Origin of the sequence: Sphingomonas sp. MMS24-J13 (assembly GCF_044905095.1) — a bacterium.
Lineage (GTDB): Bacteria > Pseudomonadota > Alphaproteobacteria > Sphingomonadales > Sphingomonadaceae > Sphingomonas_I.
In genome coordinates, this window is record NZ_CP173258.1 from 84,559 (window position 1) to 101,032 (window position 16,474).

The following is a 16,474-nucleotide window of genomic DNA, read 5'->3' on the forward strand; positions in this document are numbered from 1 at the left end:
AAGGGACGATCGGCGATAGACCCGAGGGATGATCGCACCAGATCCACGCGAAAGCGGCCTCACCTTGGTCGAGATGCTGGTCGTGCTTGCGATCGTCGGGGTGATGGCGGGCACGGTGGTGCTGAGCGCCGGTGCGGGCAGTGGACGCGGGGCCGAGGTCGAGGCACGGCGGCTCGCGGCGCGGCTCGAACTGGCCGCGGACGAGACGATGGTCACCGGCCGGCCGGTCGCGTTCGTGGGCGGCAGAAGCGGCTATCGTTTCCTTGTGCGACAGGCGGGGCGATGGCGGGACGAGACCGCGCCTGCCCTGGAGCCTTACACTCTCCCGTCCGGCCTGACGCTCGAAGGTGCCGGCGCCGCTCCGGTCGTGATCGGGGCCGACGGCGGTGGTAGCCCCCTCGATCTTCGGCTCGTTCCGGCCAGGGGCACGGGCTGGGCGATCGCTTTCGATGGCGTGGCAGCCTCGGCGAAGGCGGGGGGATGAGCCGTGCCGCTGAAGCGGGCTTCACTCTGCTCGAGGCGCTGGTCGCGTTGGCGATCGTCGCGATCGCCGGGGTGAGCGTGATCGCCGCAGTCGAGGGGCATGTCGATCGCGTGCATGCGCTCGAAACGCGGGCAGCCGCGCGCTGGGTGGCGGAGAATAGACTTGCGGAACTGGAGGTTGGTGGCAAGGATCGCGGCTCGGGTGAGGATCGGGTGGAAATGCTGGGGCAGCAATGGCAGGTTGCGGTTACGCACCGAGGCAGCGCCGATCCCGATCTCGATCATGTCGAGATCGCGGTGGGCCCCGTCGGCGCGAGCCCACTCTACCGGCTTGACGGCTTCCTCGATCGGGGCCGGCGATGACGCCACGGCAGGCGCGGATCGGCGCCGATATTTTCACGGGGCTGGTGGTGGTGTCGGTCGGCGTCGCGCTGGCGGGGCTCACATGGCGGTTGCTCGGCGATCCCGGCACGCGGTTCGGCGCCAGCCCGGTCGCCGCGCGCCCGACGCCCCCGGTCGATATCGCGCCCCTGATCGCGCTGGCGCCGTTCGGGGCCGCGCCGGGTACGTCGATGCAGGCGTCCGACCAGCCGCTCACGCTACGCGGCATCCTGCTTGCCGAACCGCGCAGTGCCTCGACCGTCCTGATCTCGGTCGGCGATGCCGCGCCGATCGCGTTCGGGATGGGGCAGGCGGTCGGCGGGGCGACGATCGATTCGATCGCGATCGATCATGTCGTGCTGCTGAGCGGTGGCGCACGCACGATGCTGGGCTTTCCGCGCGCGACTGGTGGTGCCGCGCCCGTGTCCACGCCGCCCGTCACGACCCCGGCGCCGCCGAGCAGCGCGCCGTTGCTCGACAGTCTCGGCGCGGTCGCCTCGGGGGCCGGGCTTGCGGTCAACAATCCCAATGCGGCGATGCGGATGGCCGGGCTGCTGCCGGGGGATCAGATCGTCGCGATCAACGGCGCGCCCGCGCTCGAACTGACGCGCAACCCGGCCCTGCTCCAGCCGATCGTCGCCGCCGGATCGGCGCGGATCGATATCGTCCGCGCCGGCCAGAAGTTGACGCTCTCGGTGCCGATCCGATGAAGGCGTTGCTCCCGATTCTCGCGCTCGCCGGCGCCGCGGTCGGGCAGGTCCCGCCGCCGACCCCATTTCAGCCTGGGGCCGATGTCGTCGTCAACATGCACGATGTCGATATCGCCGCGGTCGCCGATCAGATTTCGCGCATCACCGGACGCACCCTGATCCTCGATCCGCAGGTGCGCGGACAGGTCACGGTCACCTCGGCCGAGCCGCTCTCGAATGAAGCGGTGTGGGATCTGTTCCAATCGGTGCTGCGCGTCCATGGTTTCGCCGCCGTGCGCAGCGGGCGGGTGTGGCGGGTGGTGCCCCAGGCCAATGCGGTGCGCGACGTCGGCGGCGGTTACCCCGGCGCGCAGGTGACGACGCGGCTGATCCGCCTGCACAATGTCGCGCCCGAGACGGCGGCGCGGATCTTCCGCCCGATCGTCGCACAATTCGGCAGCGTCGAGCCGCTGACCAATCCCAACGCGATCGTCGTCACCGATTATGCCGACAATATCCGCCGGATCGAGGCGCTCGCCCGCGCGCTCGACGGCAGCGGTGGCACCGCGTTCGAGACGATCACGCTCGCCCGCGCCAGCGCCAAGGAAGTCGGCCAGGCGATCCAGAGCCTGTTCGGCACGGCCGAGAGCGCGCCCAAGGTCGCGGTCGACGAGCGCAGCAATGTCGTGCTGGTGCGCGGCGATCCGCGTTCGGTCGGCGAAGCGAAGCACATGGCCGAGCGGATGGACCGTCCCGGCGGCGCCACCCCGATCACGCGCGTCATCCGCCTCAAGAATGCCGATGCCGAAAGCGTGACCGATGTGCTGCGCGGATTGCTCGGCGGGCAGGATCAATCGCCCAACCCGATCGCGCGGACCCTCGCCAACGCCAATCCGACGATCGGCGCGGGGGCGATCGGTACCTCGATCACGAATACGCCTTCGACCCTTGCGACCAATCCGGTGACGGGGGCGACCACGACCGCGACGACCACCTCCTCGACGACGCTGCCGCTCTCCTCGTCCAGCCCGCAATCGACCGGTTTCTCGACCCCCGATCTCGCCGTCCAGTCGGCGCCCGAACTCAACGCGATCGTGGTGCGCGCGACGCCCGCCAACCTCGCCCAGATCCAGTCGATGGTCGAGCAACTCGATGTCCGCCGCCCGCAGGTGATGATCGAGGCGGCGATCGTCGAGATCACCGGCGACAAGGCGGAGGCGCTCGGCGTCCAGTTCGGGCTCGGCAAGAACCTGCCCGGTGTCACCGGTGCGACCAGCAGCTTCACCAATATCGATGTCGGCATCCGCGACGTGCTGGCCGCGCTCAACGTGCCGCTGGCGGCGGTGGCGAGTTCGAGCGGCTTCACCGGCGCGATCTCGTCCGGCGACAGCTTCCAGCTGCTCGTCCAGGCGCTCGGCACGTCGAGCAAGGCCAATCTGCTCTCGACCCCGAGCATCACCACGCTCGACAACCAGCCCGCGCAGATCGTGGTCGGCCAGAACGTGCCGTTCCGCACCGGCAGCTATACGACGCTCGCCGGCGGCACGACCGCGCCCTTCACGACGATCGAGCGGCAGGATGTCGGCCTGACCTTGCGCATTATTCCGCGCATTCATGACGGCGAGGTCGTGCGGCTCGACGTGAGCCAGGAGGTGTCGTCGCTGACCGACCCGGTCTCGGGCGCGGCCGATCTGATCACCAACCGCCGCTCGATCCAGACGACCGTGCTGGCGGACAATGCCCAGACGATCGTGCTCGGCGGCCTGATCTCGGACGATCGGATCAATTCGAAAAGCCAGGTTCCGGTGCTGGGCGACATTCCGATCATCGGCAACGCCTTCAAGAGCCGGAAATTGTCGCAGACCAAGCGGACCTTGTTCGTGTTCCTGCGGCCGACGATATTGCGCACGGCCGAACAGGCGGCGGTCGCGACCGCGGGCAAATATGCGCGGTTGCGCAGCGCCGAGGCGGATTTGTCGGATAATAGCAGCCTGTTGCTGGATCCGCCGAAGGCGCGACTGACCGTCGAGATCTGGGGCGTCTATTGAGGGCAATCGCCAGCGTCCTCCACCCGTCACCCTGAACTCGTTTCAGGGTCCACCGTGCGTGCCGCACTGCCCGTGCGGGTGCCTGGTGGATGCTGAAACGAGTTCAGCATGACGGGTAGGCGATGCGATCGCCGCTATCGTTCCGGCCCCACCCTTCGCAAGCGATCAAACCGCCTTCGCTCCCCGCCAAGCCGGTCCACCGCCCCCTTCCTAGGGGTCGGACGAAGCAAGGAGAGCGGCGTGAGCGAGCAGCTGAACGAAGAGGTCGAGGCCCGCGGTTCGCACTTTCCGGTGCGCGGCAGCTACGAGGCGGCCTTCCGGCCGGTGGTCGACGCGTTCAAGGAGAATTTCGTCCACGAGGACGAGACCGGCGCCGCCTGCTCGGTCGTGATCGACGGCAAGACCGTGGTCGACATTTGGGGCGGCTATCGCGACGGGGCGCGCACCGATCCGTGGGATGCCGCGAGCACTGTGTGCATGATGTCGGTCGCCAAGGGCGTCACCGGCATCTGCTTCAACATGGCGGTCGATCGCGGGCTGATCGATATCGACCTGCCGGTCGCGCATTACTGGCCCGAATTCGCGCAAAACGGGAAGGCCGACATCCCGGTGCGCTGGCTGCTCGATCATCGCGCGGCAATCCCGGTCCTCACCAACGATCCGATGTGGCCGGGCGGTTTCTACGATCGCGAAGCCTATGTGAAGGCGCTCGAGGTGCAGGAGCCGCTGTGGGAGCCGGGCACGCAGGCGGCCTACCACGTCCATAACCAGGGCTTTCTGCTCGGCGAAGTGCTGCGCCGCGCCACCGGCAAGACGATCGGCCCCTTCCTGCGGTCCGAGGTCACGACCCCGCTTCATGCCGAATATTATATCGGCGGCATGACGGCCGACGAGCAGAGCCATGTCGCCGAGGTGATGCCCAATCTCGGCGCGCGGCTGTTCGCGGCCAAGGATGTCGAGATGCCGAAGGATCCGGTGTGGGACGGCACGACCCTGCGCCCGCTCGCCTTCCGCCAAAATCCGGACGAGCCTTGGTACGACACGCTCAACTCCAAGATCTGGCGCGAGGTCGAGATCGCCAGCGGCAACGGCCACGGCAATGCCCGCGGCGTGGCCCGCATATACGGCGCCACGGTGGGTGAGGTCGACGGCGTTTCGCTGATGTCGCGCGGTGGCATGGAAGCCATGATCACCGAACAGCACAACCAGACCGAATTGCTGCAGGAACGCCCCTATCATCAGGCGCTCGGCGTGCTGCTCAACTCGCCGGTCGCGGTCTATATGGGCCCCAATCCGCGCTCGTTCGGGCATCACGGCATCGGCGGATCGATCGGCTTCGGCGATCCCGATGCCAAGCTCGGTTTCTCTTATGCCTGCAACAAGATGCATGCGGTCGGCGATAACGGCCCCCGCGCGCGCCGGCTGATCGACGCGCTCTACAGCGCTGTAAACTGAAGGAATTCCAAATGGGTCAGGAAACCTACGACAAGGGTCTCGAAATCCGCAAGGCCGTGCTCGGCGAGGAGTATGTCACCAAGGCGCTCGCGCGCGCCGACAGCTTCAACAAGCCGCTGCAGGATCTCGTCACCGAATATTGCTGGGGCGCGGTCTGGGGGCGTGAGGGCCTGTCGAAGCGCGATCGCTCGATGCTCAACCTGGCGATGATCTCGATCCTCAATCGCTCGCACGAGTTGAAGGCACATGTCCGCGGCGCGCTCACCAACGGGGTGACCAAGGAAGAGATCAGCGAAGTGCTGCTGCAGGTCGCGATCTACGGCGGCGTGCCGTGCGCGGTCGACAGCTTCCGCATCGCCAACGAAGCATTTGCCGAGATCGAAGCGGCGAATAAGGAGGGGTGATGGACGATATCCAGCGGCTTCTGATCGAACGCGCGTGCGAGCGGCTCGTGCTGCAGTTCGCGCAATATAACGATTACAAGGAGAATGACGCGCTCGCGGCTTTGTTCACCGATGATTGCGAATTTGCGCGGCCGCTCGATCCGACCCACCCTTATTACGGGCGCACGGCGGTGGGAAACATCTTCCGCAACCGCAAGCCGATCATGACCCAGCATGTCATGACCAACATCCTGATCGAGGTCGTGTCGGAGGACGAGGCGCGCGGCCGCAGCTACGTCACGATGATCTCGAACCCCGATCCCGATCGCAGCACGCCCAAGGAAGGCGGCGGCATCTTCTTCGGCGCGTTCGACGACGTGTTCGTGCGCACCGCGGAGGGCTGGAAATTCAAGAAGCGGATCGGCTCGGTGGCGCTGCACCAGGGCGGGCACATCCCGCAAATGCCTCCCGCGACCGACGAGGAGAGGGGCATCACGAAATGAGCGTCACCGCGAAGAACGCCAACGAGCAGCTCGTGCTCGATTTCTTCACCGGCCTTTCGACCGGCGATCTCGACAATATCCGCCCGTTCCTCAACGATAAATCGGTGTGGCAGCCGATGGTGAAGGATATTCCCGGCGCCGGCGAATATAAGGGCAATCAGATCATCGACGATTTCCTCGGCCCCGTGCGCGGGATGTTCAACGAGGGCGATCCGAAGGTGTTCGTGAAGGCGTTGATCTCGGATGGGGATATGGTCGCGGTCGAGAGCTACAGCGTCGGCGGGCTGCCCGACGGGCGCGAATATCGCAACGATTATGCCTGGATCTTCCGCCTCAAGGACGGGAAGATCGCGCGGCTGCACGAATATATGGACAGCCATTATGTCGCCCGCCTGTTCGGCATGACGTCATGACCGATCTCGCCGGCAAGCCGATCCTGATCTCGGGCGCCGGGCGCGGGCTCGGCGAGGGGCTGGCGCTGCATCTCGCCAGCCTCGGCGCGATCGTCGCGGTGTGCGATATCAACGGCGCGTCGGCCGAGAAGGTCGCCAATGCGGTGCGCGCGGCGGGCGGTACGGCGGAAAGCTATGCGGTCGATCTGTCGAAGCAGGCCAACTTCAAGGCGACCGCGGCCGATTTCGCCGGCAAGCATGGCAAGCTCTACGCGCTGATCAACAATGCGTCGGTGCTGGTCTACGAGCGGATCGAGGCTGTGACCGAGGATACGCTCCAGCGCATGCTCGATGCCGGCCTCAAAACGGTGTTCTGGGGCGTGCAGGCCTTCCTCGAAAACCACGAGGACGGCACCGACGGGCGGATCATCAATTATTCCTCGCCCGTCGCCTATCGCGGGCGGCCCAACACCGGCGCCTACACCGCGATCAAGGGCGCGGTGGCGGTGCTGACGCAGGTGCTGGCGGGCGAGCTCGGCCCGCGCGGGATTCGCGTCAATGCGATCGCGCCTGGCTCGGTGCCGACGCCGGCGACGCTCGGTTTCGTCACCGAGGAGGAATATGCCAAGCGGGCCGCCTCGATCCCGCTGCGCCGGATCGGGCGGGTGGACGACGTGACGAAGGCGGTGGCCTTCCTGCTGAGCCCGGATGCGGAATTCATCAACGGGGCGATGCTGGCGATCGACGGCGGCATCATCGCTGCGGGGTAGTTGGCGCCTGCCCTCCATCGTCACCCCAGCGAAGGCTGGAGTCTCGGGAGAGTAGCGGGCGCTCTTATCCTCCTGAGATCCCAGCTTTCGCTGGGATGACGATCAGGGGGACGGATCGGTTTTTGGGAGAGTGAAGCCATGAGCGGCTTTTCGCAGGAACGGCTCGATCACCTGAAGACGGTGATCGAACAGGATGTCGCCAAAGGCGCCTATTTCGGTGCGGTGCTGAAGGTCGCGCGCGGCGGCGCGGTCGGCTTCGACGAGGCGATCGGCGCGGGCGATTCCGAGGGGACGAAGCCGCTGGCGAAGGACAGCGTCTTCTCGATCTTCTCGACCAGCAAGGCTTTCACCAACATCCTGATCCTGCGCGCCATCGAGATGGGCCGGTTCGCGCTCACCACGCGCATCGCCGACATCATCCCCGAATTCACCGGGTCACCCCGCGACCGCGTGACCTTTTTCCACCTGCTCACCCACACTACCGGTATGCCGGGTGTGTGGATGCCGAAGCCCGGCATGTATCTCGACAATTTGCAGGAATTGCTCGAGGCGGTGGTGGAGAATGTCCATGGGCTGGTCGAGCCCGGCCAGCGTTGCGATTATTCGCCGCTCGCCAACCATGTGCTGATGGGGGAGGCGCTGCGCCGCACCGATCCCAAGGGCCGCCGCTTCCGCGATATATTGCGCGAGGATCTGTTCGAACCGCTCGGCATGACGAGCACCTCGATGGGGCTGCGCCCCGATCTGCGCGATCGCCACGTCAAGCCCGATATGCGCGGCACCGTGCCGATCAAGCATCTCAGCCGTACGCTTCCCGGCGACCATGCCTTGTTCGAGGATCCCGATGTCGAGGCGCCGCATGTCGGCTGCGCGTCGAGCGTCCCCGATCTGTCACGCTTCGCCGAAATGCTGCGCCGGGGCGGCGAGCTCGATGGCGTGCGCATCCTCTCGCCGCGCACGATCGCGGTCGCGCGCAAGGTGTGGACCGCGGACATGCCCAACGAACTCTATCGCGGCGTCGCGGTGCGTTCGGGCTGGGAGCCGGGGCCGGCTTATATGGGTCTCGGCTTCAACGTGCGCGGCACGAAGATTTTCAACCACCAGCTCGGCACGCTGACCTCGCCCGAGACGTTCGGCAATTATGGTGCTGGCAGCGCGCTCTTCTGGGTCGATCCCGAACTGGACGTGAGCTTCGCCTGCCTGACCGCAGGCGTGATGACGCAGGCGGCGAATATCGAGCGCTTCCAGAAGCTGTCGGACATCGTGGTCTCGGCGTGCGTGTGACACGAACGCGAGCGCCAACCGGACTCCCTCTCCCCGGCGGGGAGAGGGTTGGGGTGAGGGGGAGCGGCGGCGTCAGCCGACGCGTCCCACCTCACAGCCTGGAAACCCTCACCCAACCCTCTCCCACAGGGAGAGGGCTTTTCTGGAGCGCTTGAGCATGGCCGACGCCGACATCATCGCCATCGGCTCGGGCCATAACGGGCTCGTCGCCGCGGCCTATTGCGCGGTCGCGGGCAAGAAGGTGCTCGTGCTGGAGCGCAACCCCTGGTTCGGCGGCGGGGTGGTCACGCGCGAGCTGACCCGGCCCGGCTTCCGCCACGATCAGCATTCGATGAGCCACATCTTCATCCAGGGCAATCCGCTGCTGGTGCATGACGAGCTCGGGCTCAAGAGCCGCTACGGGCTCAAATATCTCTTCCCCGAAACCCCGATGATGTCGGTGTTCGAGGATGGCCGAACGCTCAAACTGTATCGCGACAGCGAGAAATCGGCCGCCGATATCGCCAAATTTTCGGCCAGGGATGCCGACGCCTTCCGCAAGGTCTCGGCGCAGGCGGCGCAATGGCTGCCGATGATCCAGGCCTCGCTCTACACGCCGCCGATGCCGGTCGGCGCGGGCAACATGATGCTCGATTCGAGCCATGAGGGGCGCGAGTTATGGCGCGTCATGCAGATGTCGAGCCACGACCATCTGTGCGAACTCTTCGAGAGTGATGAGGTGCGGATGCACTTCGCGCGCGTCGCCGGCGAAAATCTCGTCTCGCCCGACGAGAAGGCGACCGGCATCGGCATGTACGTCTTCCTGGGATTCCTCGAGAAGTTCGGCTTCGGCGTCGCGCAAGGCGGCAGCGGCAGCCTCACCAACGCGCTGATCGCCTGTATCGAGGCGCATGGCGGTCAGGTGATCGCCAACGCCGAGGTGCGCGAGGTGCTCGCCTCGGGCGGCCGCGCAACCGGGGTCGTGCTGGAAGACGGCACGCGCCATATGGCCAAGGACGCGATCATCGGCGCGATCCACCCGCATCTGCTGCCCGAGCTGGTGCCGAGCCTGCCCGCACCGGTCGCCGCCGGTGCCCTGCGCACCCAGATCACCGACGCCGCCTGCATCACCGTCCATGCAGCGCTCGACGCCCCGCTCAGGTTCAAGGCGCCCGATGTCGACGCCGTGATGATCGAGCTGATGCCCGAAAGCTACGAGACGCTCCGCCGCGCGTTCGACGATCTTCGCTATGGCGGCTTCGTCCGCACGCCGCTCGTCGGCCTCGGCTCACTCTCGCAATTCGACCCGAGCCGCGTGCCCGAGGGCAAGGCGATCCTGCACGCATGGGATTATGTGCCTTATCATCGCCCCGACGGCGCGAGCTGGGACGATACCAAGCGCGATTATGCCAAGGTGATGATCGATCGCATGGGCGTCTTCATCGAGAATATCCCCGACGCGATCCTCGATTTCCACGTCGATTCGCCGGTCGATATGGAGCGCACCTCGCCGAGCTTCCTGCGCGGCGATCTCCACGGCATCGCCACGACGACCTACCAGTCGGGCGCGCATCGCCCGACGCCCGAACTCGGCCAGTATCGCGTGCCGGGCGTCGACCGGCTGTTCCTGGTCGGCCCGTTCCAACATCCCGGCGGCGGCGTGTTCGGCGCGGGCCGCGCGACCGCGCAGGTGCTGCTTGAGGATATCGACATCGATATCGAGGATGTGCGGGTATGATGCCCAAGCTGGCCCACCTCCAGCGTCATCCCAGCGAAGGCTGGGATCTTGGGAGATTAGAGAGCGCGCTTGCCTCCCGAGATGCCAGCCTTCGCTGGCATGACGATATGGTTGGGGGTGCCTCGTGAAAATCTACTCCGCCGACAAGAGCGAGCTGATGACGATCAGCAAGATCGAGCGGAAGGGCGACGATCTGGTGCTCAAGGGCAAGGTGTTCGGCACCATGCCGATGACCGCGCGGCTGACGCCCGAGGAAGCGCGCGCCGCGCTCAAATTGCTCACGCCGAAGCTGATTTTCTTCCTGCTCACCCTCCCGTTCCGAAAGGGCTGACATGCCGAACCATCAGGACCGCGCGATCATCATCACCGGCGCCGCGGGCGCTATCGGCTTCGCCACCGCCGAGATCCTCGCGTCGCAGGGCGCCAGGCTGATGCTGGTCGACATCACCGGCGATGCGCTGGAGGCGCGCGGGGCCGAGCTGCGCGCGACCGGCGCCACCATCGAAACCTTCCGCGCCGATTGCAGCAAGGAAGAGGATGTCATCGGCTATGTCGATGCGACCGTCGCCAAATTCGGACGGATCGACGGCTTCTTCAACAATGCCGGCGTCGAAGGCGCAATCGCGCCGATCCACGAATATCCGATCGCCGAATATGATCGTATCATGTCGGTCAACCTGCGCGGCGTGTTTCTCGGCCTGCATTATGTGCTCAAGCAGATGGTCGCGCAGGGCAAAGGCGCGGTGGTCAACACGGCCTCGATCGGCTCGGAACGCGGTCTGGCGGGTGGTGGGCCCTACAATGCCGCCAAGCACGGCGTGGTCGGCCTCACCCGTACCGCCGGCAGCGACCTCGGCCCGCTCGGCATTCGCGTCAATTGCGTCGAGCCCGGCGTGATCGAGACACCTTTGCTCAACGAGATCCTGGTGCAGATGTTCAAGGGCGGGATCGAGGAGGGCCTCAGGACTCTCGGGCGCGTGGCGACGCTCGATCGCTGCGGCAAGCCGGCCGAGGTCGGCCATGTCGTGTCGTTCCTGCTGTCCGACGAGGCGTCATTCGTGAACGGATCGGCCTGGCCGGTCGACGGTGGCGCGCTATCGACGATCCGGCATTGAATAGATCCTCCCCGTGCCGGGGAGGATTAGGAATTCAGCCGCGCGGCGCGTCTCATCCCCGCCCGATAATCCCGCGGCGACACGTCGAACCGGCGCCTGAACGCCCGGCAGAAGCTGCTGAGATCGTTGAACCCCACATCGAACGCGACGTCGGTGATCGCCACCTTCGGCCCATCGCGCTCCAGCCGTTGCGCCGCCAGATCGAGGCGCTTCTCCTGGATGAACGCGCTCGGCGTGGTCGCCATCTCGGCGAACAGCATCTGCACGTAGCGCGGGCTCACCCCCATCGCGCGCGCGATCAGGCGCGAGTCCAGATCCGGGTCGCACAGATTGTCGCTCACCGCCGCGAACAAGGCGCGGCGGCGCTCGTCGCGGCGTGATACGTCGGCGGTGACGATCCGCTCGGACGAATAGGCCATGTCGAGCAACGGCCAGATCACCTCGTCGAGCGTATCGGCCCAGTCGCAATCGTCCGACTGAAGCTGCGCCCACGCATTGCGGATGAAGCTTGAAAAGAGTGCCGATGGCCCCGTGCGCCCTGGCATCTTCACCCCCGCCATCTGCCGCAGGCGGGGCATGCGCGCCTCGGTATAGGCCAGAGGTAGCCGCAGCACGAGCACCTGGGTCGGCTCGACGAAGCTGGTGTTCATCGGCATCGACGGATCGAACAGCATGAAATCGCCTTCCTCCAGAACGCTGGTGCGCCCGGCGGTGACGTTGGTGCTGCGGCCGATATGCTGGAGCTGGAGATTGAGCACTCCGGCTGCCTGATCCTCGCCCCCGATGATCTGGGCGGGGGAGGAGGTGGGGGCAAGGATTTCGAGATTCTTGAGGCGGCGCCACTGCATGCTCGCCTTGAAATCATGGCCGCCGAGCGCCTCGATCCTGACCGGCGCGACCATACGCACGGCCAGATCGTTCCAGAAAGGCAGCCGGTCGCGCGGCGCCATATTGTCGGTGCTGAGCTTCTCGAGCAGCGCCATTCCAGTCTCTCCCGCCGGCCGGTTCGGGCCGATCCTTATGCGGGGTATCGTAGGTCAAGCGGAGCGGGGGTCAAGCCGGTGCGCGGTGGCTTGTGGGAACGGGCGGGGGAGCTCCGTTCGTGTCGAGCGAAGTCGAGACACGTTAGGCAGCGATCGTGCTGTCGCTAAGCGCCCCTCGACTACGCTCGGGACGAACGGGAGGGAGTCGCTCCCTCCCGCCTACCTCACTTCAACGAAGCCATATCGATCACGAACCGATACTTCACATCGCTCTTCAGCATGCGCGCATAGGCCGCCTCGATATCCTGCATCGCGATCATCTCGATCTGCGCGGTGATGCCTTTTTCGGCGCAGAAATCGAGCATCTCCTGCGTCTCGGGGATCCCGCCGATTGCGGAGCCCGCAAGCGAGCGGCGGCCGAGCAGCATCGGGAAAACCGAGGGCGAGGGGTGCGGCTGTTCGGGCGCGCCGACCAGCACCAGGGCGCCGTCACGCCGCAGCAGGGTGATGAACGCGTCGAGGTCGTGGCTGGCGGCGACGGTATCGACGATCAGATCGAAGCTGCGCGTATGCGCGGCCATCGCCTCCGGATCCTTCGAGATCACCACCTCGTCGGCGCCGAGATCGAGTGCGTCCTGGCGCTTGCTCTCCGACGTGGTGAAGGCGACGACGTGCGCACCGAGCGCATGGGCGAGCTTGATGCCCATATGGCCGAGCCCGCCGATGCCGACGACGCCGACCTTCTTGCCCGGGCCCGCATTCCAATGGCGCAGCGGCGACCAGGTGGTGATGCCCGCGCACAGCAGAGGCGCGACGCCGGCCAGATCGGCCTCGCCATGGTTGACCTTGAGCACGAAATGCTCGTCGACCGTGATCGCCGCCGAATAGCCGCCGAGCGTATTCTCGCCATAGCCGTCGAGCCAGCCGCTATAGGTTTGCTGGAAGCCGTGCGGGCCCTCGCAATATTGTTCGAGGCCGTCGTGGCACGAGGCGCAGACGCGGCAGCTGTCGGTCATGCAGCCGACGCCGACAATATCGCCGACCGCGACCTTGCTCACCTCGCCGCCGATTTGCGTGACGCGGCCGACGATCTCGTGGCCCGGCACCGACGGGAAGCGGATGCCCTCCCACTCGCCGCGCGCAGTGTGGAGATCGGAATGGCAGACACCGCAATAGAGGATGTCGATCAGCACATCCTTCGGCCCGGGCTCGCGCCGCTCGATGACGGTTTCGGCGAGCGGGCTCTGGGGGGTCTGGGCGGCAAAGGCCTTGGTCTGCATGGGGGACTCCGTGCTGGGGGGCTTGGACGGAGGCTGAATTAGGCCGCGCGCGCTCCAGCGACTATCCCGCATAATGCGCATGCGTTAGTGGCCAAAGGCCATGAATGACCGTCCCACCCTCGTCGAACTCTCGGCCTTCACGACGATCGCACGCCATCGCAGCTTCCGCGCCGCCGCCGACGAACTCGGCGTCTCGCCCTCGACCTTGAGCCATATGATGCGCGGGCTGGAGGAACGGCTCGGCCTGCGCCTGTTCAACCGCACCACCCGCAGCGTCGCCGCGACCGAGGCGGGCAGCCGATTGCTTGGCAGCCTCAGTCCGGTCCTGACTGGGCTCGACGAGGCGCTCGCCGATATCCGCATGCTCAACGAGCGGCCCAACGGCACGGTGCGGATCAACGCCTCGGCGCGCGGCAACGAGATCCTGCTGCGGCGGATCGTCCCCGAATTCCGGCGTCTCTATCCCGACGTCCATCTCGATCTCGTCACCGATCAACGCTGGGTCAACGTGATCGCCGAAGGCTTCGATATCGGCGTGCGGCTGGGCGAGGCTGTGCCGCAGGATATGATCGCGGTGCCGTTCGGCGGCGACGAGCGCTTCATCGCCATCGCCTCGCCCGCTTATGTCGCCGCGCATGGCGCACCCAAAGTGCCCGACGATCTCGCGCGGCACGATTGCATCCGCTTCCGGCTCGGCAGCGGCAAGCTCTATCGCTGGGAGTTCGAGCATCGCGGGCAGGAATGGGCGATCGACGTGACCGGGCCGATCACGGTCGGCACGATGGAGCAGGCGGTCGCTGCCGCGGTGGCCGGCGTCGGCATCGCCTTCGTCATCGCCGCGATCGCCGAACCCGCGATCGCGCGCGGCGATCTGGTGACCCTGCTCGATGACTGGACCCCGCCTTTCCCGGGCTATCATATCTATTATCCGAGCCGCCGCTTGCTGCCGAGCGGGGTACGCGCGTTCGTCGATCTGGTGCGCGCGATCGGCGCCGACGCCTGACTGGTGGCTGGATTTCAGCAGTCTGCTGCGAAACGGGCCGATTATCCTCGTCCGGTACACCGCCCATATGCGGATGCGACGGGGCGCAGCGAAGGAAGAGACATGAAACTGGAAAACCTGACCGGCAAGACGGCGATCATCACGGGCGCATCAAGCGGGATCGGCGAGGCGACCGCGCGGCTGCTTGTGGCCGAGGGCATGAAGCTCGCGCTGGTCGCGCGGCGCGCGGATCGGATCGCGGCGCTGGCCGAGGAATTGGGTGACGCGGCGTTTGCGGTGACCGCGGATGTCGGCAATGCCGATGACGTGAAGCGGCTGTTCGGCGAAGTCGGCGAGCGGTTCGACGGGCTCGACCTGCTCGTCAACAATGCCGGGGTGGGCATCTACGGCAAGTTCGGCGAGTCCGATCCGGCCGACTGGAAGACCCAGATCGACGCCAACATCTACGGCGTGCTCCACTGTACCCATGCCGCCTTGCCGCTGTTGAAGGGGCGGCCGGGGGCGATGGTCGCGACCGTGTCTAGCATCGGCGGCCGCTACGGGATCGAAGGCTGGGGCGTCTACAACGCCACCAAGTTCGCGGTGATCGGTTTCCACGATTGCCTGCGCAAGGAATATGGTGAGGAAGGCATCCGCTTTACGGTGATCGAGCCGGGCTCGGTCTGGACCGAATGGGGCGACAAGACGCCCGACGGCATGCTGGAGAAACGCCGCGCGGCGCTGGATGCGCTGACAGCCGAGGACATCGCCAATGCGATCGGGTTCGCCTTTGCGCAGCCGGCGCGGGTGCTGGTGGAGGAGATGCTGGTACGGCCGGTCAGGCAGGTGATGCCGTAATCAAATCCTCCCCTGCTTTGCAGGGGAGGGGGACCGCGTCGCGTAGCGACGTGGTGGAGGGGCGGTCCGGCTGGGTACAACGCTCGTGGCACCGCCCCTCCACCATCGCTGCGCGATGGTTCCCCTCCCGCAAAGCGGGGAGGATCTAAGCCTTCCGCTCCGGATCCAGCCCGGCATCGACCTCGACGATCCGCGCGATCGAGGTGAAGTCCGAGCCCTCGCCATATTTCTCGGCGGTGCGCTCCAGCAGCGAGAGCGCGATGCTGCCCAGTGGGATAGGCGTCTCCAGCGCCGCCGCCTCGTCGGCGCACAGCCGCATATCCTTGAGGCTCAACCCGGTCGCGAAGCCGAAATCGAACGTGCGCGGCAGCACCGAGCGCGGCCATTTGTCCTGCGTCGCCGAGTTGCGGCCGGTCGACTGGTTGAGCACGTCGATCATCAAAGCGGGGTCGAGCCCGGCCTTGATGCCCATCGTCACGCCCTCGGCGGTGACCGCGATCGCGACCGCGCCCATCAGATTGTTGATGAGCTTCATCGTCTGCCCCGCGCCCGGCGTCTCGCCCATGTAGAAGGGCTTGCCCATGCGCAGGAACAGGGGCTCGATCTCCTCCCACTGCGCCTTGGGGCCCGCGACCATCAGCGACAGCCGCCCCTCGCGCGCGGGCTTCACCCCGCCCGAGACGGGGGCGTCGAACGAGGCGATGCCGAGCGGGCGCAACGCCGCGTCGAGCTTCTGCGCGAGCTGCGAGCCCGAGGTAGAGAGATCGACGATCACCTTCACCCGCCCACCCGAGGCGACCCCGTCGGGGCCGATCAACGTATCCTCGACGATCTTGAGGCTCGGCAGGCTCGCGAAGACCACGTCGCACGCGGCGCCGATCTCCTTCGCCGAACCGGCGGACTTGGCGCCCTGTGCGACCAGATCGGCGACCGCCGCCTCGTTCACGTCGTACACGATCAGCTCGTCGGCGGCGCCCACCAGGCGCCCCGCCATGCCCGCGCCCATCCGGCCAAGACCGATGAAGCCGATGCTCGTCATAAACACTCCTTGATTGGACGCGCAGGGGGAAGATCGACCCGCACGATATCGGTCGCGCCGGCGACCGGGGGAACTGCGAAAGCACGAGCGGATCGTGCCCGGGGATGACATG

At 66.4% G+C, this 16,474-nt stretch carries 18 protein-coding genes; 15 read left to right on the forward strand and 3 right to left on the reverse strand.

All coding sequences use genetic code 11. The annotated features are described in order from the left end of the window. Nucleotides 1-28 precede the first annotated feature (28 nt). The 13 genes from AB4Z44_RS00415 (at nt 29) to AB4Z44_RS00475 (ending at nt 11,220) form a co-directional block, all read left to right on the forward strand. On the forward strand, nt 29-484 hold the full coding sequence (locus tag AB4Z44_RS00415) for a GspH/FimT family pseudopilin (RefSeq protein ID WP_404712120.1): 456 nt from the start codon (nt 29-31) through the stop codon (nt 482-484). Beyond that, a complete protein-coding gene (gspI, locus tag AB4Z44_RS00420) occupies nt 481-846 on the forward strand; it encodes a type II secretion system minor pseudopilin GspI (RefSeq protein WP_404712121.1) in 366 nt (121 codons plus the stop codon). The genes AB4Z44_RS00415 and gspI overlap by 4 nt, the downstream gene beginning before the upstream one ends. After that, a complete protein-coding gene (locus tag AB4Z44_RS00425) occupies nt 843-1,574 on the forward strand; it encodes a type II secretion system protein N (protein WP_404712122.1) in 732 nt (243 codons plus the stop codon). Before gspI ends, AB4Z44_RS00425 begins: the two co-directional genes overlap by 4 nt. Further along, entirely contained in the window at nt 1,571-3,601 is a 2,031-nt protein-coding gene (gene gspD, locus AB4Z44_RS00430; RefSeq protein ID WP_404712123.1) for a type II secretion system secretin GspD, read from the forward strand. The genes AB4Z44_RS00425 and gspD overlap by 4 nt, the downstream gene beginning before the upstream one ends. A gap of 240 nt (nt 3,602-3,841) precedes the next feature. Beyond that, entirely contained in the window at nt 3,842-5,056 is a 1,215-nt protein-coding gene (locus AB4Z44_RS00435) for a serine hydrolase domain-containing protein (RefSeq protein WP_404712124.1), read from the forward strand. Between the two features lie 11 nt (nt 5,057-5,067). Next, a complete protein-coding gene (locus tag AB4Z44_RS00440) occupies nt 5,068-5,460 on the forward strand; it encodes a carboxymuconolactone decarboxylase family protein (RefSeq protein WP_404712125.1) in 393 nt (130 codons plus the stop codon). Further along, on the forward strand, nt 5,460-5,942 hold the full coding sequence (locus AB4Z44_RS00445) for a nuclear transport factor 2 family protein (protein WP_404712126.1): 483 nt from the start codon (nt 5,460-5,462) through the stop codon (nt 5,940-5,942). The genes AB4Z44_RS00440 and AB4Z44_RS00445 overlap by 1 nt, the downstream gene beginning before the upstream one ends. Then, a complete protein-coding gene (locus AB4Z44_RS00450) occupies nt 5,939-6,355 on the forward strand; it encodes a nuclear transport factor 2 family protein (RefSeq protein WP_404712127.1) in 417 nt (138 codons plus the stop codon). The genes AB4Z44_RS00445 and AB4Z44_RS00450 overlap by 4 nt, the downstream gene beginning before the upstream one ends. Continuing rightward, nucleotides 6,352-7,104, forward strand: coding sequence for an SDR family NAD(P)-dependent oxidoreductase (locus AB4Z44_RS00455; RefSeq protein ID WP_404712128.1), 753 nt, complete (start codon nt 6,352-6,354; stop codon nt 7,102-7,104). The genes AB4Z44_RS00450 and AB4Z44_RS00455 overlap by 4 nt, the downstream gene beginning before the upstream one ends. 138 nt (nt 7,105-7,242) lie before the next feature. After that, nucleotides 7,243-8,388 carry a serine hydrolase domain-containing protein gene (locus AB4Z44_RS00460; RefSeq protein WP_404712129.1) on the forward strand — a complete coding sequence of 382 codons (1,146 nt, stop codon included), beginning with the start codon at nt 7,243-7,245 and terminating at the stop codon, nt 8,386-8,388. A 157-nt stretch (nt 8,389-8,545) separates the two neighbouring features. After that, complete coding sequence (locus tag AB4Z44_RS00465; RefSeq protein ID WP_404712130.1) at nt 8,546-10,105, forward strand: phytoene desaturase family protein; 1,560 nt, start codon at nt 8,546-8,548, stop codon at nt 10,103-10,105. A gap of 124 nt (nt 10,106-10,229) precedes the next feature. After that, nucleotides 10,230-10,436, forward strand: a complete 207-nt coding sequence (locus AB4Z44_RS00470; RefSeq protein ID WP_404712131.1) for a hypothetical protein — start codon at nt 10,230-10,232, stop codon at nt 10,434-10,436. Nucleotide 10,437: 1 nt separating this feature from the next. Further along, nucleotides 10,438-11,220, forward strand: a complete 783-nt coding sequence (locus AB4Z44_RS00475) for an SDR family oxidoreductase (RefSeq protein ID WP_404712132.1) — start codon at nt 10,438-10,440, stop codon at nt 11,218-11,220. A 26-nt stretch (nt 11,221-11,246) separates the two neighbouring features. On the opposite strand, the gene AB4Z44_RS00480 is transcribed toward AB4Z44_RS00475, so the two are convergent. After that, nucleotides 11,247-12,203: an AraC family transcriptional regulator gene (locus AB4Z44_RS00480; protein ID WP_404712133.1), complete on the reverse strand. Its 957-nt coding sequence runs from the start codon at nt 12,201-12,203 to the stop codon at nt 11,247-11,249. Nucleotides 12,204-12,427: 224 nt separating this feature from the next. After that, nucleotides 12,428-13,483, reverse strand: coding sequence for an NAD(P)-dependent alcohol dehydrogenase (locus tag AB4Z44_RS00485; protein ID WP_404712134.1), 1,056 nt, complete (start codon nt 13,481-13,483; stop codon nt 12,428-12,430). 100 nt (nt 13,484-13,583) lie between these two features. On the opposite strand from AB4Z44_RS00485, the gene AB4Z44_RS00490 reads away from it, so the two are divergent. Both AB4Z44_RS00490 and AB4Z44_RS00495 read left to right on the forward strand, forming a co-directional pair. Next, entirely contained in the window at nt 13,584-14,486 is a 903-nt protein-coding gene (locus AB4Z44_RS00490; protein WP_404712135.1) for a LysR family transcriptional regulator, read from the forward strand. A gap of 102 nt (nt 14,487-14,588) precedes the next feature. Continuing rightward, nucleotides 14,589-15,323, forward strand: coding sequence for an SDR family oxidoreductase (locus AB4Z44_RS00495; protein WP_404712136.1), 735 nt, complete (start codon nt 14,589-14,591; stop codon nt 15,321-15,323). Between the two features lie 145 nt (nt 15,324-15,468). Here the strand turns inward: AB4Z44_RS00495 and AB4Z44_RS00500 are convergent, their stop codons facing one another. Next, nucleotides 15,469-16,362, reverse strand: coding sequence for an NAD(P)-dependent oxidoreductase (locus tag AB4Z44_RS00500; RefSeq protein ID WP_404712137.1), 894 nt, complete (start codon nt 16,360-16,362; stop codon nt 15,469-15,471). Between the last annotated feature and the right edge of the window lie 112 nt (nt 16,363-16,474).